At 68.3% G+C, this 21,857-nt stretch carries 20 protein-coding genes; 8 read left to right on the forward strand and 12 right to left on the reverse strand.

From position 1 onward, the window contains the following. Positions 1-35: 35 nt before the first annotated feature. Positions 36-317, reverse strand: coding sequence for a YciI family protein (locus BLQ43_RS01505; RefSeq protein ID WP_090018342.1), 282 nt, complete (start codon positions 315-317; stop codon positions 36-38). Positions 318-563: 246 nt separating this feature from the next. Here BLQ43_RS01505 and BLQ43_RS01510 point away from each other — a divergent pair, with 246 nt between their 5' ends. The 4 genes from BLQ43_RS01510 to BLQ43_RS01525 all read left to right on the forward strand — a co-directional run bounded on the left by BLQ43_RS01510 (position 564) and on the right by BLQ43_RS01525 (position 3,907). Continuing rightward, positions 564-1,100, forward strand: a complete 537-nt coding sequence (locus tag BLQ43_RS01510; protein ID WP_090018641.1) for a fasciclin domain-containing protein — start codon at positions 564-566, stop codon at positions 1,098-1,100. 226 nt (positions 1,101-1,326) lie between these two features. Continuing rightward, positions 1,327-1,992: a fasciclin domain-containing protein gene (locus tag BLQ43_RS14790; protein WP_245659406.1), complete on the forward strand. Its 666-nt coding sequence runs from the start codon at positions 1,327-1,329 to the stop codon at positions 1,990-1,992. A gap of 160 nt (positions 1,993-2,152) precedes the next feature. After that, positions 2,153-2,716, forward strand: a complete 564-nt coding sequence (locus tag BLQ43_RS01520) for a fasciclin domain-containing protein (RefSeq protein WP_090018343.1) — start codon at positions 2,153-2,155, stop codon at positions 2,714-2,716. 513 nt (positions 2,717-3,229) lie between these two features. After that, the gene (locus BLQ43_RS01525) at positions 3,230-3,907 is read left to right on the forward strand and encodes a DUF429 domain-containing protein (RefSeq protein WP_176758465.1); all 678 of its coding nucleotides are present in this window, start codon (positions 3,230-3,232) and stop codon (positions 3,905-3,907) included. Positions 3,908-3,913: 6 nt separating this feature from the next. On the opposite strand, the gene BLQ43_RS01530 is transcribed toward BLQ43_RS01525, so the two are convergent. The 4 genes from BLQ43_RS01530 to BLQ43_RS01545 all read right to left on the reverse strand — a co-directional run bounded on the left by BLQ43_RS01530 (position 3,914) and on the right by BLQ43_RS01545 (position 7,399). After that, on the reverse strand, positions 3,914-4,696 hold the full coding sequence (locus tag BLQ43_RS01530; RefSeq protein WP_090018345.1) for a 3-hydroxybutyrate dehydrogenase: 783 nt from the start codon (positions 4,694-4,696) through the stop codon (positions 3,914-3,916). A gap of 144 nt (positions 4,697-4,840) precedes the next feature. Then, complete coding sequence (locus tag BLQ43_RS01535) at positions 4,841-5,569, reverse strand: ABC transporter permease (protein ID WP_090018346.1); 729 nt, start codon at positions 5,567-5,569, stop codon at positions 4,841-4,843. Then, the gene (locus BLQ43_RS01540) at positions 5,569-6,705 is read right to left on the reverse strand and encodes an ABC transporter ATP-binding protein (protein WP_090018347.1); all 1,137 of its coding nucleotides are present in this window, start codon (positions 6,703-6,705) and stop codon (positions 5,569-5,571) included. Before BLQ43_RS01540 ends, BLQ43_RS01535 begins: the two co-directional genes overlap by 1 nt. A gap of 43 nt (positions 6,706-6,748) precedes the next feature. Continuing rightward, complete coding sequence (locus BLQ43_RS01545; protein ID WP_090018348.1) at positions 6,749-7,399, reverse strand: ABC transporter permease; 651 nt, start codon at positions 7,397-7,399, stop codon at positions 6,749-6,751. Positions 7,400-8,027: 628 nt separating this feature from the next. Here BLQ43_RS01545 and BLQ43_RS01550 point away from each other — a divergent pair. Further along, on the forward strand, positions 8,028-8,339 hold the full coding sequence (locus BLQ43_RS01550; protein ID WP_090018349.1) for a DUF1244 domain-containing protein: 312 nt from the start codon (positions 8,028-8,030) through the stop codon (positions 8,337-8,339). Between the two features lie 159 nt (positions 8,340-8,498). On the opposite strand, the gene BLQ43_RS01555 is transcribed toward BLQ43_RS01550, so the two are convergent. Continuing rightward, positions 8,499-8,864: an antibiotic biosynthesis monooxygenase family protein gene (locus BLQ43_RS01555; RefSeq protein WP_090018350.1), complete on the reverse strand. Its 366-nt coding sequence runs from the start codon at positions 8,862-8,864 to the stop codon at positions 8,499-8,501. 81 nt (positions 8,865-8,945) lie between these two features. Here BLQ43_RS01555 and BLQ43_RS01560 point away from each other — a divergent pair, with 81 nt between their 5' ends. Both BLQ43_RS01560 and BLQ43_RS01565 read left to right on the forward strand, forming a co-directional pair. Then, a complete protein-coding gene (locus BLQ43_RS01560; protein WP_090018351.1) occupies positions 8,946-10,805 on the forward strand; it encodes a gamma-glutamyltransferase family protein in 1,860 nt (619 codons plus the stop codon). A gap of 109 nt (positions 10,806-10,914) precedes the next feature. Then, the gene (locus tag BLQ43_RS01565; protein ID WP_090018352.1) at positions 10,915-11,166 is read left to right on the forward strand and encodes a DUF2312 domain-containing protein; all 252 of its coding nucleotides are present in this window, start codon (positions 10,915-10,917) and stop codon (positions 11,164-11,166) included. 446 nt (positions 11,167-11,612) lie between these two features. Here the strand turns inward: BLQ43_RS01565 and BLQ43_RS01570 are convergent, their stop codons facing one another. The 6 genes from BLQ43_RS01570 to BLQ43_RS01595 form a co-directional block, all read right to left on the reverse strand. After that, positions 11,613-12,491 (reverse strand): haloalkane dehalogenase, encoded by an 879-nt coding sequence (locus BLQ43_RS01570; RefSeq protein WP_090018353.1) that lies wholly within the window; start codon positions 12,489-12,491, stop codon positions 11,613-11,615. Positions 12,492-12,587: 96 nt separating this feature from the next. After that, the gene (locus BLQ43_RS01575; RefSeq protein WP_090018354.1) at positions 12,588-13,484 is read right to left on the reverse strand and encodes an EamA family transporter; all 897 of its coding nucleotides are present in this window, start codon (positions 13,482-13,484) and stop codon (positions 12,588-12,590) included. An 87-nt stretch (positions 13,485-13,571) separates the two neighbouring features. Continuing rightward, on the reverse strand, positions 13,572-15,287 hold the full coding sequence (locus BLQ43_RS01580; protein WP_090018355.1) for a methyl-accepting chemotaxis protein: 1,716 nt from the start codon (positions 15,285-15,287) through the stop codon (positions 13,572-13,574). A 7-nt stretch (positions 15,288-15,294) separates the two neighbouring features. Further along, positions 15,295-17,013, reverse strand: a complete 1,719-nt coding sequence (locus BLQ43_RS01585) for an ABC transporter substrate-binding protein (protein ID WP_176758466.1) — start codon at positions 17,011-17,013, stop codon at positions 15,295-15,297. Between the two features lie 238 nt (positions 17,014-17,251). Then, positions 17,252-17,956 (reverse strand): SDR family NAD(P)-dependent oxidoreductase, encoded by a 705-nt coding sequence (locus BLQ43_RS01590; RefSeq protein ID WP_090018357.1) that lies wholly within the window; start codon positions 17,954-17,956, stop codon positions 17,252-17,254. 42 nt (positions 17,957-17,998) lie between these two features. After that, on the reverse strand, positions 17,999-19,843 hold the full coding sequence (locus BLQ43_RS01595) for an AMP-dependent synthetase/ligase (RefSeq protein WP_090018358.1): 1,845 nt from the start codon (positions 19,841-19,843) through the stop codon (positions 17,999-18,001). Positions 19,844-19,940: 97 nt separating this feature from the next. Between BLQ43_RS01595 and BLQ43_RS01600 the strand changes: the two genes are divergently transcribed. Then, positions 19,941-21,743, forward strand: coding sequence for a M3 family oligoendopeptidase (locus BLQ43_RS01600; protein WP_090018359.1), 1,803 nt, complete (start codon positions 19,941-19,943; stop codon positions 21,741-21,743). Positions 21,744-21,857 lie beyond the last annotated feature (114 nt).

Below are 21,857 nucleotides of genomic sequence, written 5' to 3' on the forward strand. Positions count from 1 at the left end.
GCGGTCGGTGTCGTGGTCGATCTCATTCGGCGGGGTTACGGAAGCACCTGCTTCCACGGCTTGATCTCCACGCGCGCGAACAGACCCGCCTTGTTGTAGGGGTCGCCCTCGGCGAACGCCTCGGCCGACGCCTGATCCGGGAACTCCATCAGCAACAGGCTGCCCGCCGGGCCGCCACCCTGGTCATCGGCCAGCAGCGGCCCGGCGGCGTGGATCTTGTCGCGATGGTCGTTGAGATAGGCGAGGTGGGCGTCGCGATTGTCCTGGCGGATGGCCGCGCTGTCCGCCTTGTCCACGCAGTGGATCATGAAAAGCATCGGTGCCTCCCCGTTCGTTCTGGCGGGGAGGCTAGCCCACCCGGGCGGAGACGACCAAGCCCCGGACGGTGCGCCGGATCGTCCGAATGACCCCGTGCAGCTTCTTCGTTCCAGTCGCAGCCTGCCCCCAGGGCGACGGGTGACGCGGCAGGATTCCGGGGTAACCCCAATGCGCCTGTCGTTGCGGCCATCCGTTCCGTGCGGGCGGACGTAGATAGAGCATTGCTGCAACAGGAGGCGAGCGAGATGCTGCGCACATTCCTCATGGCGACCGTCGTGACGACCGGCCTGACCTCCGCCGCGGTGGCGGGGCAGATGAAGGACCTCGTCGACACGGCGGCGGGTGACACCCGCTTCTCGACGCTCGTGGAGGCCGTTCAGGCCGCGGGCCTCGTGGAGACACTGAAGGGCGAAGGCCCCTACACCGTGTTCGCGCCGACGAACGCGGCCTTCGACGAGATTCCCGAGGATCGCCTGAACAGCCTGCTCAAGCCGGAAAATCGCGATGCTCTGCGCGACGTGCTCACCTACCACGTCGTGGCCGGAAATGTGATGTCGGGCGACATCGCCGGTACCGAGCAGAACGTGGACACCGTGCAGGGCACCGCGCTGCGCGTGGATGCCACGGGCGACGGCGTGCGCATCAACGACGCCCGCGTCGTGCAGGCGGACATCGAAGCCAGCAACGGTGTGATCCACGCCATCGACGCCGTCGTCATGCCGCGTGCCCAGCTCGGCGAGCGCCCGCCCAAGGAGGCCGAGGAAGGCGGTCCCAGCGACTGATCGCACCTATCTCGTCGGTATAGTCTTTTATGCCCCGCCGTTCGTCGGCGGGGCTTTTTTGTCTCCAACCGTGTTGCTGCGAAAGACCGCCAAGTCGGACCTTGTCGGCGCGCAGGTTGTTTCGTAAAACAATTGTCGGCGGGGCAAGAACGCAAAGCGGCGTTACCCAAAGGAGGCGAGCGATATGCTACGCAAATTGGCTTTGACGACTGCTCTGACAGCTTCGATGACAACGGCGGCCATGGCCGGCGAGATGAAGGACGTGGTCGACACGGCCGCGGGCGACGAGCGGTTCTCCACTCTGGTGGAGGCCGTGAAGGCCGCCGAGTTGGGCGAAACCCTCAAGGGCGAGGGGCCGTTCACGGTGTTCGCCCCCACCAACGAAGCCTTCGAGCAGCTTCCCGAGGGTGAGTTGGACTCCCTGCTGAGCGCGGAGAACCAGGATCAGCTTCGCGACATCCTGACGTACCACGTGGTTTCCGGCCAGAAGCTGATGTCGAGCGACATCGCGGGCAGCCGGCAGAACGTGGCGTCGGTTCAGGGCGCTGAACTGCGCATCGATGCCAGCGGCGCCGGCGCGGAAGGAGCGAGCGCAACCGAGGGCACCGCCGAAGAGGGCATGGAAGGCGCCTCCGCCGAGGCCGGTGCCGAGGGTGAGACCGCCGAAGGTGGCACCGAGGGTGTTGCCGCCGAGGGGGCCCCCGAAGGCGGTGCCGTGACGGTGAACGACGCCCAGGTCGTGGAAGCGGACATCGAGGCTTCCAACGGCGTCATCCACGCCATCGACGGCGTCCTCAACCCGCGCGCCCAGGTCGGTGAGATGCCCGAGGAAGGCGAAGAGATGCAGGAAGAGGAAATGCAGGACGAGGAGATGCAGGAAGAGGAGATGTAGCCGGCATCCACACAGTGTGCCGAGCGCGCCCCGCCCCGTCCGGGCGGGGCGTTTGCGCGTCCGGCCTCCCTCGAAAGCGGGCTGCGCTTCCCCGCCCGCGGCGGTCGGACAGCCCGCCGGTGCGCGCTAGGCTGGCGAGCGGGTTAACAAGGATCGTGCGATGCTGCGGGCCATTGTGAGCGTGATCGTGGTGGTGGGGCTGACAAACGGGTGTGCGGCGGGCGCGCCCGCGGAAAGCTTGCTGGACCGGCTCGCGGCGAATGACCGGTATTCCACCTTCGTCAAGGCGGCGCGAAGCGTGAAACTCGACGTCGCGCTCGGCCGTCACGAGCCCTACACGGTTTTTGCGCCCACCGACGCGGCGTTCGCAGCGCTGCCGGGGCCACAGCGCGACAAGCTGTTCGATCCGAAGAGGCGGAATCGCCTGCGCGAGCTCGTGGCCTATCACATGGTGCCGCGGGAGGTCCCGATGGAAGCGCTGGCCGGGCGCGAGCGGACCGTGGTTTCGCTCGAGGGAGGCGATCTGCGGCTCGACGGGACCGACGGCGCGTTGCGGGTGAACGGAGCAACCGTGGTCGCGCCGGATCGCCGCGCCGAGAACGGCATCGCCCACGGCATCGATACCGTGCTGACTCCCCCCACGCACTCGAACGACGCGCTGCGTGAGCGCGCCCGCGAGGTTCTGGGCATCGGGCCGGGACGCGCCGACCCGTCCGGGTCGTGATCGCGGGATCGGGCAAGGACACAAAGAAAAAACCGGCGTGCGGCCGTGGGTTGGATCCCCGGTCCGCTGCCGGTTTTCGGGGACGGGCAAGACGTCCCCCAAGCCTTCCCTGTCAACTTGCCGCGGGTGAAACCGTAGGTGAGCGCTCACACCCGGTCAAGAAATCTTGTGGCGATTTCGGCGAAAGAGGTATCGCCTCCCACGAACGAGCAGGTGCCCCGGGGGCAAGCGGGCACGCACGCAAAAAAATGCCGCCGGCCTGGACCGGCGGCAAGTGAACAGGGAGGCTTAAGGAACGCGTGCCATCGCCATGCAGCCGGAATGCCCGGCCACGGCGAGACCCGAGGTGGACCGGGATAGCGGAGGCCTTCACAGCAATCCCGGTTCCTCGACCCGCAGTGTCATCATGAAATCGGCAAGTTGAAAAAGGGTTAAGCGTTGTGTGAGATACCGCTATTTTTTGCTAATTAACTGCGAAACGGCTACGATATGGGCGCGGCAGGGGGAATACACATGCGCGTTGCGGGTGTTGACGGCTGCCGCGGCGGCTGGATCGCTGTGATCTGGGGCGACGACGGGCTGTCGCTGCGGCTCGCCGCGGGGTTGCGTGCGCTTGCCCTGGATGCCGCTGTCGTTGCCGTCGACATGCCCATCGGTCTTGCGGATGTCGGCCCGCGCGCATGTGATCGCGCCGCCCGCCGCACGCTGCCACGGCCGCGCCGGGCCAGCGTGTTTCCGCCGCCGCGGCGCTATATGCTCGGTCTGGACTGGGCCGACGCGAACGTGGCGGGCAAGGCGCGCGAGGGGGTCGGCTTGTCGAAGCAGGCGGGGATGCTGCTGCCCCGTATCGCCGAGTTGGACGCGGCGCTGTCACCGGCGGATCAGGTCCGCATCGTGGAAGCCCACCCGGAGGTGCTGTTCCACGGCCTGGCGCACGGCGCGGACCTGGGCCGCAAGACCACCGCGGCCGGCCGCAGAGCCCGGGAAGCGGTCCTGCGCCGCGCGGGGGTGCCGGACCCGGCCGGGCTCATGGACGTTTATCCGCGAAGCCGCGTCAAGCCCGACGACGTCGTGGACGCGGCGGCGTGCGCGCTCACGGCCGCGCGCGTGGCGGCAGGGACCGCCGGGCGTCTGCCCGACGGCGAACCGCCGCGGGACGCCCGCGGCCTGCGCATGGAGATCTGGACGTAACCGCCGTTACTGCGCCGTCCAGCCGCCGTCGATCTGCACCTGGGAGCCGGTGATCGTGCGCGCGCTGTCGCCGCACAGGAAGACGGCGTACTCCGCGATCTGCTCCGGTGTCACGAACTCGCCCGCGGGCTGCTTTTCCGCCAGCAGGCGGCGCTCCGCCTCCTCGATGGAGACGTCCTGCTCCTCCGCCTTCTTTTCGATCTGGGCGACGACCAGCGGCGTCTTCACCCAGCCCGGGCAGATGGCGTTGCAGGTGACGCCGGTGCCGGCCGTGTCCAGCGCGGTGACCTTGGTCAGCCCGATCATGCCGTGCTTGGCCGCCACGTACCCGGCCTTGCCCGCCGAAGCCACGAGCCCGTGGGCGGAGGCGATGTTGATGATCCGGCCCCAGCCCTTGCGGCGCATCGCGGGCAGGGCGTGGTGGATGGTGTGGAAGGCGTGGTTCAGGTCGATCTGGATCAGGGAATCGAACTTTTCCGGCGCGAACTCGTCCACGGGCGCGACGTGCTGGATGCCGGCGTTGTTGACCAGGATGTCGACGGCGCCGAAGCGGTTCTCGGCCTCGCGGATCATGTCCGCGATCGCCTGCGGGTCGGCCATGTCGGCGTCGCTGTAGGTGACCTCGACGCCGTTCTCCTCGGCCATGCGCTTGCGCATCTCCTCGATGGCGTCGGCGTCGCCGAAGCCGTTGAGCACCACGTTGCAGCCGGCCGTGGCGAAGCGTTCGGCGATGGCCTGGCCGATGCCGCTCGTCGATCCCGTAACCAGGGCGGTCAGCCCCTGAAGCATGGCGCGCCTCCCAATCCGCGTCCTGTTGGCCCGCGCACACCGTGCCACTGCGTGTGGTGCGGCGCAAAAACGCCGGACGTGTGCGGCGCGACCCGTGTAGCGCGCACACGCCCGACGGCCAAGAGCGGCCCGTCGCGGTTGGCGTCAGCGCAGCGGGTTCACGCCGCGCGGCACACCCCAGTAGGCACCCATGCCGAGCAGGAAGTCGATGATGACGGCGAGGATGGCGGTGGGGATGGCGCCCGCCAGCATCATGCCGGTGTTGTAGAGGCTGATGCCGGTGAAGATCAGCTGGCCCAGGCCGCCGCCGCCGATCAGGAAGGCCAGCGGCACGGTGCCGACGTTGATGACCAGCGCCGTGCGGATGCCGGCGATGATCACGTAGAGGGCGTTGGGCAGCTCCACCTGCCACAGCATCTGCAGCGGGCGCATGCCCATGCCGTTCGCGGCCTCCAGGATGGCGGGGTCGACCGCCAGGATGCCCTGGTAGGTGTTCCGCACGATGGGCAGCAGCGAATAGATCCACAGCGCGAAGATCGCGGGCACCGCGCCGATCCCGAGCACGCTCATCGACAGCGCCAGCACCGCCAGGGTGGGGATGGTCTGGCCCAGGTTCACCACCTGCATGACGGACTCGGCGATCCCGCGCATGCGCCGGCGCGTCAGCACGATGCCGAGCGGAACCCCAATGCCGATGGCGAGCCCCCCGGAAATCAGCACGAGGTAGAGGTGTTCCCGGCCCAGATAGAGGATGTCGCCCCAGTGGCTCAGGACTTCGGGCAGCAGCCCGCTGCTCTGGGCCAGGGCGCCGGCGGCGAGCAGCCCGATGATCGCCCCGGCGCGCAGCGCGCGGTCGAGACCCGGGATCGCCATCACGCCGTCCCCTGTTGCTGCGGCGCCGAGCGCCGGCTGTGCGCCAGCGTGTTGCGGATGCTGTCCTGCGTGACGATGCCGACGAAGCCACCGTCGGGGTCGACCACCGGCATCCAGTCCACGTCGTAGGTGAACATGCTGGACACGGCCGTGCGCAGGTCGCGGTCGGCCGTGACGGGCTCGGGCAGGGGACGCGCCGCGTCCCGGCAGACCGTCGCGCCGTCGCCGGCGTGGACGTGCTCGATCAGGCCCATCGGACGGTTGCTGTCGTCCAGCACCACGATGTGTTCGGCCCCCGCCTGCTCCATGATGGCACGGGCGTTGGCGACAGTATCGTCCGCCCGGACCGTGGGCGCGCGCGTGTCCATCGCCGTTTCGACGCGGGTGAGCCGCATGCGCTTGAGCTCGCGGTCGCCGCCCACGAAGTCCGCGATGAAGGGGTTGGCCGGGTGGGAGAGCAGCATGTCGGGGTCGTCGTACTGCTCCAACCGGCCTTCGCGGAAGATGGCGATCTTGTCCCCCATCTTCACGGCTTCGTCGATGTCGTGGCTGACGAACATGATCGTCTTCTTGAGCTTGGCCTGCATCTTCAGGAACTCGTCCTGAATGACCTCGCGGTTGATGGGGTCGATCGCGCCGAAGGGCTCGTCCATCAACAGCACCGGCGGGTCGGCGGCGAGCGCGCGCGCCACGCCGACGCGCTGCTGCTGGCCGCCGGAGAGTTCCTTCGGGAAGCGCGAGAGCAGGCGCTCGTCCAGGGCCACCATGCGCATCAGCTCTCCGGCGCGGTCCTTCTGCGCCTGGCGCGACCAGCCGAGCAGGCGCGGCACGACCGAGATGTTCTGCTCCACCGTCATGTTGGGGAACAGCCCGATCTGCTGGATAACGTAGCCCAGCTCGCGGCGGAGCTGGATGACGTCGTAGGTGTCGGTGTCCTGGCCGTTGATGTAGATCTTGCCCGAGGTCGGCGCGACCAGCCGGTTCACCATCTTCATCGTGGTGGTCTTGCCGCAGCCCGAAGGGCCGAGCAGGACGGCGATCTCGCCCTCCGGCACCTCCAGGGTGACGTTGTCCACGGCGCGCACCGTGCCCTCGGGGCTGTCGAAGCTCTTGGAGAGGTTTTCCAGGCGGATCATGGGCGTTCGTCCGTCCTTTGCGTCTTGGCCGGGTTCGCGCAGGTCAGGTCTTCAGCCCCGCGGGGGTGAGGCGGTTCTGCACCCAGAGCAGCCCGTAGTCCGCCAGCACCGCCAGGATGCTGACGCCGAGCGCCCCGGTGACGAGCTGGCGCGGGTCGGTCTGCGAGATGCCGCGCGCGATGAAGTCGCCCAGGCCGCCCGCGCCGATGTAGGCGGCGATGGCGGTGATCCCGATGTTGATGACGACGGCCGTGCGCACGCCCGCCGCGATCACCGGCACGGCCATGGGGATCTCCACCGTGCGCAGGCGCTGGACCGCCGTCATGCCCATGCCGCGCGCGGCCTCGCGCAGAGCCGGGTCCACGTTGTCGATCGCCGTGTAGGTGTTTCGGATGATCGGCAGCTGCGAATACAGGAAGAGCGCGATCACCGCCGGCACGTAGCCGATGCCCTGGCCGATCAGCGAGAGGATCGGGATCATCACGCCGAACAGCGCGATCGACGGCACGGTCATGATCATGCCGGCCACGTAGAGCACCGCGTCGGCGACCCGGCGGTTCTGGGTGATGGCGATGCCGATGGGCACGCCCGTGGCGATGGCGGCGCCCACCGCGACGATGACGAGCGAGATGTGCTCCACCGTGCGCTCGCCGATCAGGTCCAGGTTGTCGACAATGTAGAGCAGGATATCCACGGCGGCCCTCTGGTTTCACACAATGCGGATGGGCGGCGGGGCGAACGGCCCACCGGCGGTCGTGGCGGTTTCACGCCGGCCCGCGGCAGCCCGGCAACGCCGGCGATTTCACGGGGCGCGGCGATCGCCGAGCCGGGCGCCGGACCGGCCATGCGGGGCCGGGTGGCTGCTTGGCCGACCGCCGCCGATGTCGCTATGCACACAGCGCATCGTGGGCATGTTCACCGGCGTGTCAAGATCAGGAAACCGCGTTCGGGTAGTCGAGAACCGCGCGCCGCCCGTTGAATTATTGCGGTGGCCGGTCGATCCCATTGCAGAACTTGATGCCGAAGGCGAAAAGCACCGGCACGATCGGGCCACGCCGGACGCGATCCGGCCAGTGCTGGAAACCCGACCGGAAGACATCCTGACTGCTCGATTTTTTGGACTTGATGATTGTGCCGGCGGGCGCCCGCGGCGCCGGACGAAACGGGGCGGCGGGCCTGCGGGGCGCGCACGAAACACCGCGATTTCGGCACCGTCAGGTTGCACCCGGCACCCGGGCCGCACAATCCCGCAAAGCGCACGGTGTTGAATGCGCGCTGCGCGGCCCCAAACGAATGGGCGGGCACAGCACAGGAGAGCCGCCATGAGCGACGAGCGTTTCGACGATGCGACCCGCGAAAAGATCGAGGCCCAGGTTTTCCGCGATCTGGTCAGCCACCTGCAACAGCGCACGGACGTGCAGAACATCGACCTGATGAATTTGGCCGGGTTCTGCCGCAACTGCCTGTCCAAGTGGTACCGCGCCGCCGCCGAGGAGATGGGGCACGAGCTGTCCTACGACGAGGCGCGCGAGATCGTCTACGGCATGCCGTACAACGAGTGGAAGGCCAAGTACCAGACCGAGGCCACGGCGGATCAAAAACAGCAGTTCGAGCATCAGGGCGGCGGGCATTAGAGAGCAGATCGCCGTAAAGCGGAATCACCCCGCGTGATTCCGCTTGCTCGTGCGTGAATCTGCTCGCACTGGAAAAACGTCCCATATCCTCAGATTTCCAGTGTTCTCTGCAAAAAAGATTTCAAACGCGATGCTCTAAAGCCCGCCGGCCCGCGCGCGTCAGGTCACGACCTCCGCCGCCCGGTGCTGCCGGTCGGTCAGGGTGTAGTCGCGCGCCACGTGCGCCACGCGGATGCGGAAATCCGAAAAGATCTCCGCAATGCCGCGGCGCTGGGCCATCTGGTGCTCGGCGTGCTCGCGCCAGGCTAGGACCGCGGCCTCGTCCCGCCATTCCGAGAGCGAGACGTACTTGCCCGGCTCCACCATGCTCTCGAAGCGTTCGACGGAGATGAAGCCGTCAATCTTTTCGAGTTCCGGCTTCAGCGCCGCCGCGAGGTCGAAATAGTCCTGCGAACAGCCTTCCTTCATCTTCACTTCGAAGACCACGATCACGGAGCCGCCGTGGCGCCCTGGTTCGGCAGTCATGGCACGAACCTCCATTTCCTGTTATGAAATGAGTGTGCCCCGGCGGCGCAGGGTCGGTCAAACAGGGACGGCGTGGGGCCGATGCTGCACCGGCTTGGCGCCGTCCGGGCGGCCAGGCATCCTGGGCCGCGCACCACAATCACCACGAACACGAACGGGCTGCACGCCATGGTCAGCACGCGCGCCTTCCGCACCGCGCCCACGGACACCACCACGCACGTGCCGCGCAGCTTCGGCCGTCGCGGCGCCGTCGCCAGCGAGAGCACGCTCGCCACGCAGGCCGGCGCGGACGTGATGAAGGACGGCGGCAACGCCGTGGACGCGGCCGTGGCGGCCACCTTCGTGGAAACCGTGACGAACCCGCAAATGGGCACGCTGGGCGGCGAGTGTCCCGCGCTGATCCGCATGGCGGGCGCGTCCGGCGTCGCCGCCCTCAACGGCAATATGGCCGCGCCCGGCAGCGCGACGGCCGAGGCGTACAAGGCGCTCGGCCACAGCGAGGTGCCGGAGTCCGGCATCCTCGCGGCGGGCGTGCCGGCGACCCTCGGGGCGCTCGTCACCGCGCTCATGCGCTTCGGCCGGCGCCCGCTGGAGGCCGTCGTGGCGCCCGCGCGCGACCTCTGCCGCGACGGCTTTCCCGCCCACGCTGGCCTGGTGCGCCAGGAGAAGTTCGGCCTCGCCGCCATCGCCGACGGCGTGCGCAACACCTGGCCGGGCACCGCGGCGGTCTACCTGCCGGACGGCCGTGTCCCCGAGGTGGGCGAGCTGCTGACCAACCCGCCGCTGGCGCGCACGCTGGACCACCTCGTCGCCGCCGAGCGCCGCGCCGGCGGCAGCCGCGATGCCGGGCTCCAGGCGGTGCTGGATGCCTTTTACCGCGGCGAGGTGGCGGCCGAGATCGATTCCTTCTCGCGCGAGCGCGAGGGCTTTCTCGCCAAGCGCGATCTGGAGATTTTCGAGACGCGCGAGGAAACGCCGCTGCACCTGGATTTCGGCGGCACCCGCATCCACAAGTGCGGCTTCTGGAACCAGGGCCCGGTTTTCCTGCAGGCGCTGGCCATCCTCAAGCGCTTCGACCTCGCGGGCATGGGCCACAACTCGGCGGACTACCTCCATTACCTCGTGGAGGCCATGAAGCTCGCCTTCGCCGACCGCGAGCAGTACTACGGCGATCCCGACCACACGGACGTGCCCGACGGCCTGCTGGCCGACGCCTACACGGCCGCCCGAACCGGGCTGCTCGATCCCGCTCGCGCCGACGATGAACTGCGGCCCGGCGACCCCGCCAACGCGGGCGCCGAGCTGCCGGTGGCCGAGCGTCTGGGCGGAGTGGCCTGGGGCCCCGGCACGATGCATATCGACGCCGTCGACGCCGAGGGCAACATGGCCGCCTTCACGCCCTCCGGCGGCTGGCTCAAGTCCAACGAGGTCATCCCAGAGCTGGGCTTTCCGCTCGGCAACCGCATGATGACCTTCTACCTGGACCCGCCCCACCACCCGAACATCCTGGCCCCGCACAAGCGCCCGCGCACGACGATCAGCCCGTCGCTGGCCGAGCGCGGCGGCGAGCCCTGGACCGTCTTCGGCACGATGGGCGGCGACCAGCAGGACCAGTGGCAGCTGCAGTACTTCCTTAACCGCGTCGTCTTCGACATGCCGCCGCAGGCCGCGATCGAGGCGCCCAAGGTCTCCTCCGAGCACTTCCCCGGCTTCTTCGCGCCCCACACGCGCTTCCCGCAGCGTGTCCGCATCGAGCCCCGCATCGGCGAGGACGTGCGCCGCGATCTCGCCGCGCGCGGGCACGAACTGGATGTCGCCGCCGACTGGACCGAGGGCTACCTCTGCGCCATCGAGCGCCACGAAAGCGGCGTGCTGGAAACCGGGCACGATCCGCGTGGCCCCAAGGGCGAGGTCTTCGCGCCGCTCTCCCTCGCGTGGTAACCGCAACCGCTTACCCCATTGCGCCCACCCGAGCGCCTGACTACCCTCCGCGCCCGCCGTGGCCCCAGCCGGCCGCGGCGGCTTTCCGACACGTGAGGGGAACGCTTCCATGGTGGACGCGGGCTACGGCGGCATCTCGGGCGAGCAGCTGCAGAACTACATCCAGCGCATCGAAAAGCTGGAAGAGGAAAAGGCCGCCCTGCAGTCCGACATCAAGGAAGTCTACAACGAAGCCAAGGCCAACGGCTTCGACACCAAGATCATGCGCCAGCTCATCCGCCTGCGCAAAAAAGATCACGAAGATCGCCAGCAGGAAGAAAGCATGCTGGACCTCTACAAAAACGCCCTCGGCATGGAATAAACGCGAGGGCGTTTAATCCCATCTGTCATTCGACTCCGGCGTCACGCGGATGTGTATGGGGCTCTCACGACCGGTCGGCGTTTATGCGGACGCTCATTGAGCGGAACCTACGACAAGCCGGGGGGGGTAGCAGCGGAGCCTCGCCACGGTCCTTTCTCCTTTAGGAGAAAGACAGAATGAGGCCATGTGTTCCACTCTGTGAGCGTGCGTATTAATCGTTTTTGTGGCTCGACACCGCCATCGCGTCGCCCATGACTGTGGTCCTCAAGACGGTATTGGCCGCTTAGCCCAAGCCGGTTGAAGCTCAGCGCGGCGTCTTGCCCGGGTCGGCTGCCGTCCGAGCACGAGCCGTATCTCACAACCGCGAGTCCCGCACGCGCCGGAAAGCGTAGCCGGCCGTCACGACGGCTGCGGAGACTGCACGTCCTGAACGGATCAAACCGCGCTCAGTTTGGCAGCCACGCGCGCACGGCCTCGCCGACGGCGTCGGGGGCGTCTTCCTGCACGAAGTGGATGCCGGGAACGGTGACTTCCTCCTGGTTGGGGAAGCTGCGCGCCACGTCCAGCGTGCGCTCGCGCAGGATCGCGCCGGGTTCCGCGCGCACGAGCAGCTTGGGAATGGTCGTCGTTTGCAGCCACGCGCTGTAGGCGGCCACGATCTCGTGGACGTCCGCGGGCGCGCCGTCCAGCGGGATCTCGCGCGGCCACGTCAGCGTGGGCCGGCGGCCTTCGCCCGGCTCGGCGAAGGGGCGGCGGTATTCCGTCATCTCGATCGCCGACAGCGAACGCTGCACGGAGCCTGGTAGCACCTGCTCAACGAAGGTGTTGTCGGTCAGCACCATCTCCTCGCCCGCATCCGAGCGGAAGCCCTCGAAGAGCGGCCGGATGGACTCCGGCATGTCCGTCCACTGCAAAGGCGTGACGATGGATTCCATGTGCGCGATGCCGCGCACGCGGTGCGGGTGCCGGTGCGCCCAGTCGAACGCCAGCGCCGACCCCCAGTCGTGCACGACGAAGGTGATGGCGTCGCCCAGCTCCAACGCATCCAGCAGCGCGTCCAGGTACTGCCGGTGTTCGACGAAGCGGTAGCGGTCCGGGCCGGAGTCCGGAAGCTTGTCGGAATCGCCCATGCCGATGAGGTCGGGCGCGATCAGCCGCCCCCGGCCGTCGAGGTGCGGCATGACGTTGCGCCAGAGGTAGCTCGACGTCGGGTTGCCGTGCAGGAAGACGATGGCCTCGCCGCTGCCGGAATCGACGCAGGCCATGCGCCGGCCGTGCACCGTCAGATACCGCTTGTGATAGGTCGTCGCCGGACTGATGGGCATGCTCGCCTTCCCCGGATCCCTGACATTTGGGTCACCTTAACCGCGTGAGACGGCGCCGCGTCGAGGCACAAGATTGTGAGCCCAAAAAAACGTCATTCATGTGCGTGCAGACCGCTGCGGGACGATCCGACCGGGCACCAGGCCTATGTTCAGCGCCAGCCCCACGATCACCAGCACCGCCGCCGCCAGCTTTAGCGCCGTGAACGGCTCGTCCAGCAGCAGGGCGGAGAAGCTCATCCCGAACACCGGCACCAGCAGGGAAAATGGCGCCACGGTCGCGGCCGTGTAGACGCGCAGCAGATACGCCCAGATGCCGAAGCCGACCAGCGTCGTGAAGAGCGCCACGTAGACCAGGATGCCCAGCGTTTCCAGGGTGACGCCGCGCAGCGCCGTCGCCATCGCCGCCGGCCCGTCGACGGCCGCGGAGAGCGCCAGCAGCGGCACCGGGGCGATCAGCGAAATCCAGCACATCAGATGCAGCGTGTTGCGCGGCCGCGCCGCCTTCATCAGCAGGTTGGACACCGCCCAGCCCGCCGCGGCGGCGACCACCAGCGTCAGCCCCAGCGCCGTGGCCGCGATGGACTCCAGGTCCAGGCCCAGCAGGGCGATCCCGGTGAAGGCCACGGCCATCCCCGCGATCTGCCGCGGGCGCGGGCGTTCGCCAAAGACCAGGAAGCCGAAGATGGCGGTGAAGAAGGCCTGGGTTTGCAGCACCAGCGAGGCCAGCCCGCCGGGAACGCCGACGTCCATGCCCACGAAGAGCACGCCGAACTGCAGGAAGCCCATCGACAGCCCGATGGCCGCGATGTAGCGCCACGGCGCCGGCGGGCCGTAGACCGGCGCCAGCACCGCCACCGGCAACGCCGCCAGCACGAAGCGCAGGGCGACGAACAGCAGCGGCGGCAGGCTGTCCAGGCCCACGTCGATGGCGACGAAGTTGAAGCCCCATAGCGCGGCGACCAGCACCGCGGCGGCCAGATGGTGTGCCCGCATGATCCCCGGTCCGGACGGTTCCGCGCCGCGTCATAGCAGGCGTGAGCGCGCGGAACCACGCCCCGCCGCGCCGCCGCACCGGCGGGATCAGGTTGCGCGGATCTGGCCGAGGAAGTTGTCGATCTCCTGCTGCACGGTGTCGGCCTGAGCCGCGACGCGGTCGGCGCTGTCGGCGACCTGCTGGCCGGTGCGTTCGCCTTCGCCGGCCGAGCTTTCCAGCGCTTCCACGTCCTGGCGCGTTTGTTCCGCGCCGTTGGACGCGGCCTCGATGTTGCGGGCGATTTCACTGCTCGCCGACGCCTGCTCTTCCACCGAACTGGCGATGGCGGAGGCGATTTCGTTCACCTTGCGCACGGTTTCGCCGATGCTGCGGATCGCCTCGACGCCCTGCCGCGTCTCGCTCTGGATCGCCTGAATCTGCTGCGAGATCTGCTCCGTCGCCTTCTGCGTCTGGTTGGCGAGCGACTTCACTTCATCGGCCACCACGGCGAAGCCTTTGCCCGCTTCGCCGGCGCGCGCCGCTTCGATCGTGGCGTTGAGGGCCAGCAGGTTGGTGCGCTCGGCGATGTCCTGAATGAGCGTCACGACCTCGCCGATGCTCTGCGCGCTCTGGTTCAGCGTTTCGATGCGTTCGTTCGCCCGCTCGCTCTCGTCCACCGCGCTGCGGGTCATCTCGGTGGATTGCTGGATCTGCGAGCTGATTTCCTGAATGGAGCTTTCCATCTGCGAAACCGAGCTGGCGACCGTCTTGACGTTTTCCGCGGCCGTCTCGGTATTGCGACTGACCGAGTCGGTCTTTTCCCGAACCGTGGCCGTGACCTGCGTCATGGTCCGGGCGTTGTCCTGCATCGACTGCGCGGCCTGGGTCAGTTCCTCGAAGGCGCGCTTGACGCTCTGCTCGAAGCGGTTGGCGAGATCCTGACGCGCCTGTTTGCGCTCCTCGCTGGCGCGCCGGTCCGCTTCCTCCTTCTCGCGCGACAGCCGCTGCATTTCCAGGGTGTTGTCCTTGAAGACCTGGACGGCCCGCGCCATGCCGCCGAGTTCGTCGCGCCGGTCGGTGCCGGGCACCTCGGTCTCGGTGTCGCCGTCGGCCAGGCGCGTCATGCTGTCGGTCAGCGCGGTCACGGGCCGGCCGATGCTGCGGGCGATGACGAAGCCGACCAGGGCTAGAAGCACGGCGGCGCCGGCCCCGATCGTGAGCGTCATGGCGCGCATGTTTTCGGCGTTGGCGATCGTGCTTTGATAAAGCTCCGCCGAGCGCTCGTTGGTGCGCCGCATCGCGTCGGCGACGTGGGTGTTGAGCGTCTCGAACTGCGCGCGCGCCTTCTCCACCTCGTTCAGGAAGGCGGCCTCGCGGTAGCCCTTGTCGATCTGCTCGCGCGTGTGGGCGATCAGCTTCTTGTAGGCTTGCCAGTGCTCGCGCGTGGCCTCGTAGTGATCCCGCATGGCGTCCGGCACGCGCTCCCCCCACGCGTCGAACGCGCCGTCGAGCATCTTCACCTGGGCCGGGATCTTCTCGGCGATGCGCGAGCGCGTCTCCGCGTCCGGGGCCAGCACCAGCGACAACGTCAGCGCGCGCAACCGCCCCAGGGGTTGGGCGATGGTCTGGCCGATCTTCGCCACGTTGTTGCTGGCCGTGTTCACGCGTTCGAGGCCGTGCATGTTGTGGCTGGAGGTCGCCATGTTAAGGCCGGTCAGCCCGGCCATGCCGGCCACGGCGATGACGACCAGGGCCAGCAGCTTTGGGCCGATGCGGATGTTGCTCAGCGCGTTTTGAACGGGGCGGAAACCGGGGACGGGCATGGCGGGGTCACTCCTCGCGCATGTAATCGGCGTCGCGGCGGACGATCTTGATGGGGGCGCGGCGTTCGTCCGGCAGCTCGCCCTGGCGCACGGACCAGTGGTATTTGGAGACCTGGACCTTCCACAGCGGCGTCGTCGCCATGGGGTAGGGGAGGTAGCTGACCTCCTTGTTGACCCCCATCACCTGATTGGGCGCCGGCACGAACAGCATGTAGCCCTGCTCGTGGACGCGGCGCATGATCTTTTCCGTGACGCGGTCGAAGGCGTCGGTGCCCACCCGCTCCTTGAAGAGCTGCTGGATGTGGCCGTCGAGCACCTCGTCGCGGAAGATCGTGCTCCACACGCTCGTCGTTCTGTAGACCAGGAAGACCGACCAGGGGTGGTTGTAGTACCAGTCGTCCATCCCCCAGATCAGCAGATCCCAGTTCTTGGTGTTGTTGTCGTTGTTGGTGGTGAAGAGCTGGTTGAAGATGTCCTTTTCACTCGTCGTCGTCTCGACATCCAGCGTCACGCCGACGCGTGAGAGCTGATAGGCGATGCCGCGCCACAGCCACATGAAGGTTTCCTGGGTGAAGACTTTGAGCGTCAGGCCCTCCAAAATGCCCCGCAACTCTTCCTGCACGGCCGGATCGTAGGGGTCTTCGCGTTCGGAATAGGGTCGCAGGTCGTCCACCACGTCCTTGACGCCCGGGAAGTAGGGGGCGGCGGTGGTGGGCTTGGTAACGCCTTCGTTCATGTAGACGAAGGTGAGGAGGTGCGCCTGATGGATGGCGCGGTTGAGGGCGACGCGCACCTCGCGGTCCTGCAGGGCCTCGTGGCCGTTGTGCAGGTTCATGTGGATGGCGAAATTGTTGGTGCTCTTCGTCGCCACCACCTTGCTGTGCGGCGTGCGCATCGTCTGGATCTTCTTGTGGAAGGGGATGGGCGCGATATCCAGGTCCCCTTCCGTTTCCTGCACGCGCGTGAGCGCTTCCCGGGTCGTCAGTTCGGTGAAGATCGTGACCTTCTCGACGCGCGGCTCGTCCTCGCGCCAGTAGTGAGGATTGGCTTCGAGCTTGGCGATCGAGGTCTGCCGGTCGCCTTCCAGGTAGCCCTCGCGCAGGATGAAGGGGCCCAGGCCGTAGGGACCCGGCTCGGCGAGGTTCGGGCACACCGCCTTGCCGTTCCAGCCGTGCTTGGCGAGGTAGGCGCTGGTGTAAAAGTGCAGCCACAGCAGGTCGTTGACGAACTGGCCGTAGCGCTCGCTCAGGTGGAAGCGGACGCGGTGGGTGCCCAGCTTTTCCGCGCCCTCCAGCGTCTTGTGCAGCTTGGTGAAGGTGAAGGGCGCCTTCACGAAGTGCTCGACGTTCTCGACCACGGCGTCCGCGGTGAACGGCGAGCCGTCCTGAAACGTCACGCCCTCGCGCAGCGTGGCCTCGTAGGTCCGCTCGTCCACCTGGGTGAGCTCGGTGGCGAGGTCGTATTCCCAGCCCTGCGCGGTGGGCGCGGGACGGAGCAGCCCCGCATTGATGGCGTGCGAGGTGTAGATGTAGGGCAGGTTCGGCAGAAACACTTTCACGTGGGAGCCGGGCGCCAGCGGCTCGGCGAGATGCTCGCCCACATCGTCGTCGCGCAGGCGCAGCGGCTCATAGGTCGTCACGGCATCGGCGATGCGCGGGCCGAGCAGACCGGCTGCGGCTGACCCCGTCAACCCCGCCAGAACACGGCGACGGCCAAGGCGCTCCATCGCTTCCTCCAAGCCACCGGACGCTTGTTTCGTAGGCATGGTGGCGTGAGGAAACTTAAGAACGGCTTAAACGCCGGACACGTATAGCTGACGCCAAATGCACGTGTCACATGCGTAAACCGTTGACACGCACTGGGTGTTGTTCCGCGAGCGCTTGCAAGCTTCTGGGTGAACCCGGCATCCGATCGGGCCGGCGGGCCGATTCGACCGGAAGCGCCCTCGCTGCCTCAGGCTTGATTTAAAAGGTTTCAACCCAGGGGCGCAGGTCGAGCTCGTGGGTCCAGGCGTTGCGCGGCTGCTGGTGGAGGTCCCAGTAGGCCTCGGCGATGGCCTCGGGGTGGAGCAGGGCGTCCCGGCCGCGCTCGGCCTCGGAATACTGCGGTCCGCGCGATTCGTTGCGGATCTGGCCGTCGATGATGGTGTGGGCGACGTGGATGCCCTGCGGCCACAGCTCGCGCGCCATCGCCTGGGCCAGCGCACGCAGGCCGAACTTGGGCATGGCGAGGTTGGCGAAGCCCGCGCCGCCGCGCAGCGAGGCCGTCGCGCCGGTGAAGATGATCGTGCCCCGGCCCTGGGAATTCATCGCGGCGGCCGCCGCCTGGCCGACGTGGAAGCCGCCCAGGCAGCCGTCGCGCCAGTGCGCGGTCACCTGCTCGGCGTTCATCTCCAGGATGCCGGCGCGCTGGAAGCCGCCGGGGTTGAAGACGACCAGCTCGGGCGTGCCCAGCTCGCGCTCGACGCGGGTGAACAGCGTTTCCACGTCGTCCTGCTTCCCGGCGTCGCAGCTGTAGGCGCGCCCGCCGATCTCCTCGGCCAGCGGCTGCGCCTTGTCGCCCTGCCGGCGCGCGGCGGCGACGGCCAGGCCGCCCTGGGCGAAGCGGCGGCACAGGGCGCTGCCGAGCCCGGGCCCGGCGCCGACGACGATGGCTGCCTTGGCGCTCATGGTGATCCTCCCTCGATGGTCCGCCCGCGAGCGTGGCGCGGTTTAGTACAGCTGCTCCAGCAGGGTGCCATACGCCGCCCGGATCTTGTGCCGGCGGATCTTCATCGTGGGCGTCAAAAGATCGTTGTCGATCGTGAACGCCTCCGGCGGGATCGCGAAACGCCGCACCTTTTCGCTGACGCTGAGTTCGCCGTTCACGCGCTGCACGGCCGTCTCCAGGGCGTCGGCGAGCGCGGGGTCGTCGTGCAGGCTGGCGAGGTCGTGGGGCTTGCCGTTGGCGGCCGCCCACTGCTGCAGGAAGGTTTCGTCGGGGACCAGCAGCGCCACGAGGTGCGGGCGGCCGTCGCCGTGGACCATGGCCTGCGCGACCTCGGGCTGGCGCGTGAGCACGTTCTCCACGCGGGCGGGGGAGAGGGTGTCGCCGCCGGAGAGGACGACGATGTCCTTCTTGCGGTCTGTGACCATGAGGTAGCCCTCGTGGTCGAAGCCCCCGATGTCGCCGGTGTAAAGCCAGCCGTCGTGGACGGTGCGCGCGGTTTCCTCGGGCAGGCGCCAGTACCCCTTCATCACGTTGGGCCCGCGCACCAGGATTTCGCCGTCCTCGGCGATGCGCACCTCGCAGCCGTCGAGCGGCGGGCCGACGGTGTGCAGCTTGGGCTTGGCGGGCGGGTTGCACGCAACGACGGGCGAGGCCTCGGTCTGGCCGTAGCCCTGCAGGATGCGCAGCCCCAGCGCGGTGAAGAACAGCCCGATCTCGGGGTCCAGCGGCGCGCCACCCGACACCATGCCCTTCAGCCGGCCGCCGAAGCGCGCGCGCACCTTGTCGCGCACCAGCCGGTCCAGCAGCGCGTCCGCCGGGCGCAGCCACAGGGGCAGGCGGCCGTGGCGGTAACGCTGCTTGCCGAGCTGAAGGGCGCGCTGGAACAGCAGCCGCTGCAGGCGCGAGCCCTTGCGCACGCCGCGCCGGATGCGCTGGTGCATGCTTTCGTAGAGGCGCGGCACGGCCGTCATCATCGTCGGCCGCACCTCGGTCATCTCCGAGGCCAGGTGCTCCACGCCGCGCGAGTAATAAATCTGCGCGCCCAGGATCATGGGCAGGAACTGCCCGGCCGTGTGCTCGTAGGAGTGCGACAGCGGCAGGAAGGAGAGGAAGATCTCGTCGTCGAGCACCGGCTTGAGCAGCGTCTCCGCCATGCGGCAGTTCGCCAACACGTTGGCGTGTGAGAGCATGACGCCCTTGGGCGCGCCGCCCGTGCCGGAGGTGTAGATGAAGCACGCCGTGTCGTCGGGCGCCGCCGGTGTGCCGGGCGCCGCGCCGTCGTCGTCCTTGGCGCCGTCGGCCATGACGTCGGCCCAGGCGCTGAGGGGCGGTGCGTCCGCGGGTGCCTTGTCCGGATTGTCGATGAGGATGGCCCGGCGACAGCTTTCCACGGAGGCGGCGGCCGGCAGCAGGCGCTCACCGAGCTGGGGTGTGGCGACGATGGCGAGCGCCGCGCCGCTGTCGGCCAGGACGTGCTCGTGATCGGCCCGGGTGTTGGTGGTGTAGGCGGGGACGGTGACGGCCCCCGCCGTCATGATCGCCATGTCGGCGACGAAGAACGCCGGGCGGTTGTCGGCGACCAGAACCACGCGCTCGCCGGGTTCCAGGCCCAGCCGGATGAGCCCGTGCGTCAGTGCGCGCACCTGGCGCGCGATCTCGGTCCAAGACGACGGTGTCCACTGCCCGCCGCGGCGCGACCACAGGAAGGGCCGCTCGCCGTGCCGGTGGGCGAGGTCGAAGAAAGCCGCCGGCAGGTTGGGCCATTCCCCGGCCGGCTGCACGGGGGTGTCCGCGCCCGCATCCTGTGTGCGCGTCGCCGCCTTGTCGCCCGCGTGCGCGTCCGCCATGCTCCCTCCGCACAGCGCCCCGGTTGTGGCCGTGTGGGGCCTTGGTTCGGGCCTTATCGGGGCCACCTTTGCCGGGGGTCAAGAGAGGGAACGAGACATGGCCGGCACCGCGAGCGCGAACACGGACAGCGAGCTGGGCGATCTGCCCGAGTGGGATCTGCGCGACCTCTATCCCGCGCCGGACTCGCCGGAGTTGCAGGGCGACCTGGAGCGCGCGCGCCAGCAGGCGCGCCAGCTGCGCCAGGACTATGAGGGCCGCATCGCCGAGCTGCACGGCGACAGCCTGGCCGTGGCGGTGGAGCGCTACGAGGCGATCGAGGAGATGCTCGGCCGCCTGATGAGCTACGCGCAGCTCACCTACTCCGGCGACATGACCGACCCGGAGACGGGGCGCTTCTTCCAGAGCATGCAGGAGGAGGCGACCACGATCTCCAGCGACCTGATCTTCTTCACGCTGGAGATCAACGCGCTGTCCGACGAGGCGCTCAACGCCCGCGTCGCGGAGAGCTCACGGCTGGCGCACTATTGGCCGTGGCTGCGCGACGTGCGCGCCATGCGGCCGTACCAGCTCTCCGACGAGCTGGAGCGCTTCATCAACGACAAGCAGGTGACGGGCCGCGGTGCCTGGACCCGCCTGTTCGACGAGACGATGGCGTCGCTGCGCTTCCCGCTGGACGGCGAGCAGCTTACCTCCTCGGAGATCCTGAACAAGCTGTCCAGCCCCAGCGAGGAGACACGGCGCAAGGCCGGCAAGACCTTCGGCGAAAAGCTGGGTGAGCACGTGCCCACCTTCGCCCACATCCACAACACCCTGATCAAGGACAAGGCGATCGAGGACCAGTGGCGCGGCTTCGAGCGGCCGGTGTCCTCGCGCAACCTCGCCAACCACGTCGAGGACGAGGTGGTGGACGCCCTCGTCTCGGCCGTGCGCGAGAGCTATCCGCGCCTCTCGCACCGCTACTACCGCCTCAAGGCGAAGTGGCTGGGCAAGGACACCCTGGCGTACTGGGACCGCAACGCGCCGCTGCCGGAGGACGACGACCGCACTGTGCCGTGGGGCGAGGCGCGGTCCACGGTGCTCAACGCCTACGCGGCCTTCTCCCCGCGCATGGCCGAGATCGGCCAGCACTTCTTCGACAAGAGTTGGATCGACGCGCCGACGCGCGCGGGCAAGGCGCCGGGGGCGTTCTCGCATCCCACGGTGCCGAGCGCGCATCCCTATGTGCTGCTCAACTACCAGGGGCGCACGCGCGACGTGATGACCCTGGCGCACGAGCTGGGCCACGGCGTGCACCAGTACCTCGCGGGTCAGCACCAGGGCGCGCTGATGGCGGACACGCCGCTGACCCTGGCGGAGACGGCGAGCGTCTTCGGCGAGATGCTGACCTTCCAGCGCATGCTCGCCAACGAGCGCGACCCGGGGCGCCGCAAGGTCATGCTGGCGGGCAAGGTGGAGGACATGATCAACACCGTCGTCCGCCAGATCGCCTTCCACACCTTCGAGGCGCGCCTGCACGAGGAGCGCAAGCACGGCGAGATCCTGGCCTCGCGCATCGGCGAGATCTGGTTGGAGACGCAGCGCGAGGCGCTGGGCGAGGTGTTCAGCTTCGACGAGGAGTACCAGAATTTCTGGGCCTACATCCCGCACTTCATCCACGTGCCCTTCTACGTCTACGCCTACGCCTTCGGCGACTGCCTGGTGAACTCGCTGTACGCCGTCTACGAGCAGGCGGAGAGCGGCTTCGCCGAGCAGTATCTGGAGATGCTGGCGGCCGGCGGCACCAAGCGCCACCGCGAGCTGCTGGCGCCCTTCGGGCTGGACGCCGCCGATCCTGGCTTCTGGTACAAGGGGCTGGGGCTTATCGAGCGCTTCATCGACGAGCTGGAGCAGTACGACTGAGCCCGCGCGAACACAGGCACGCCTGGACGACGCCCCTTGAAGCGCAATATCCCGGTGGCTGGCGCTGCGACACGGCGCCGGCCGCGGCGGGAGAGGCGAACGCATGAGCGAGAA

Source organism: Limimonas halophila, assembly GCF_900100655.1.
Lineage (GTDB): Bacteria > Pseudomonadota > Alphaproteobacteria > Kiloniellales > Rhodovibrionaceae > Limimonas > Limimonas halophila.

Bases quoted from the DNA above. Each gene is read 5' to 3' on its own strand.
- BLQ43_RS01505 (WP_090018342.1), bottom strand. From the start codon at position 317: ATGCTTTTCATGATCCACTGCGTGGACAAGGCGGACAGCGCGGCCATC.
- BLQ43_RS01510 (WP_090018641.1), top strand. From the start codon at position 564: ATGCTGCGCACATTCCTCATGGCGACCGTCGTGACGACCGGCCTGACC.
- BLQ43_RS14790 (WP_245659406.1), top strand. From the start codon at position 1,327: ATGACAACGGCGGCCATGGCCGGCGAGATGAAGGACGTGGTCGACACG.
- BLQ43_RS01520 (WP_090018343.1), top strand. From the start codon at position 2,153: ATGCTGCGGGCCATTGTGAGCGTGATCGTGGTGGTGGGGCTGACAAAC.
- BLQ43_RS01525 (WP_176758465.1), top strand. From the start codon at position 3,230: ATGCGCGTTGCGGGTGTTGACGGCTGCCGCGGCGGCTGGATCGCTGTG.
- BLQ43_RS01530 (WP_090018345.1), bottom strand. From the start codon at position 4,696: ATGCTTCAGGGGCTGACCGCCCTGGTTACGGGATCGACGAGCGGCATC.
- BLQ43_RS01535 (WP_090018346.1), bottom strand. From the start codon at position 5,569: ATGGCGATCCCGGGTCTCGACCGCGCGCTGCGCGCCGGGGCGATCATC.
- BLQ43_RS01540 (WP_090018347.1), bottom strand. From the start codon at position 6,705: ATGATCCGCCTGGAAAACCTCTCCAAGAGCTTCGACAGCCCCGAGGGC.
- BLQ43_RS01550 (WP_090018349.1), top strand. From the start codon at position 8,028: ATGAGCGACGAGCGTTTCGACGATGCGACCCGCGAAAAGATCGAGGCC.
- BLQ43_RS01555 (WP_090018350.1), bottom strand. From the start codon at position 8,864: ATGACTGCCGAACCAGGGCGCCACGGCGGCTCCGTGATCGTGGTCTTC.
- BLQ43_RS01560 (WP_090018351.1), top strand. From the start codon at position 8,946: ATGCTGCACCGGCTTGGCGCCGTCCGGGCGGCCAGGCATCCTGGGCCG.
- BLQ43_RS01565 (WP_090018352.1), top strand. From the start codon at position 10,915: ATGGTGGACGCGGGCTACGGCGGCATCTCGGGCGAGCAGCTGCAGAAC.
- BLQ43_RS01570 (WP_090018353.1), bottom strand. From the start codon at position 12,491: ATGCCCATCAGTCCGGCGACGACCTATCACAAGCGGTATCTGACGGTG.
- BLQ43_RS01575 (WP_090018354.1), bottom strand. From the start codon at position 13,484: ATGCGGGCACACCATCTGGCCGCCGCGGTGCTGGTCGCCGCGCTATGG.
- BLQ43_RS01580 (WP_090018355.1), bottom strand. From the start codon at position 15,287: ATGCCCGTCCCCGGTTTCCGCCCCGTTCAAAACGCGCTGAGCAACATC.
- BLQ43_RS01585 (WP_176758466.1), bottom strand. From the start codon at position 17,013: ATGGAGCGCCTTGGCCGTCGCCGTGTTCTGGCGGGGTTGACGGGGTCA.
- BLQ43_RS01590 (WP_090018357.1), bottom strand. From the start codon at position 17,956: ATGAGCGCCAAGGCAGCCATCGTCGTCGGCGCCGGGCCCGGGCTCGGC.
- BLQ43_RS01595 (WP_090018358.1), bottom strand. From the start codon at position 19,843: ATGGCGGACGCGCACGCGGGCGACAAGGCGGCGACGCGCACACAGGAT.
- BLQ43_RS01600 (WP_090018359.1), top strand. From the start codon at position 19,941: ATGGCCGGCACCGCGAGCGCGAACACGGACAGCGAGCTGGGCGATCTG.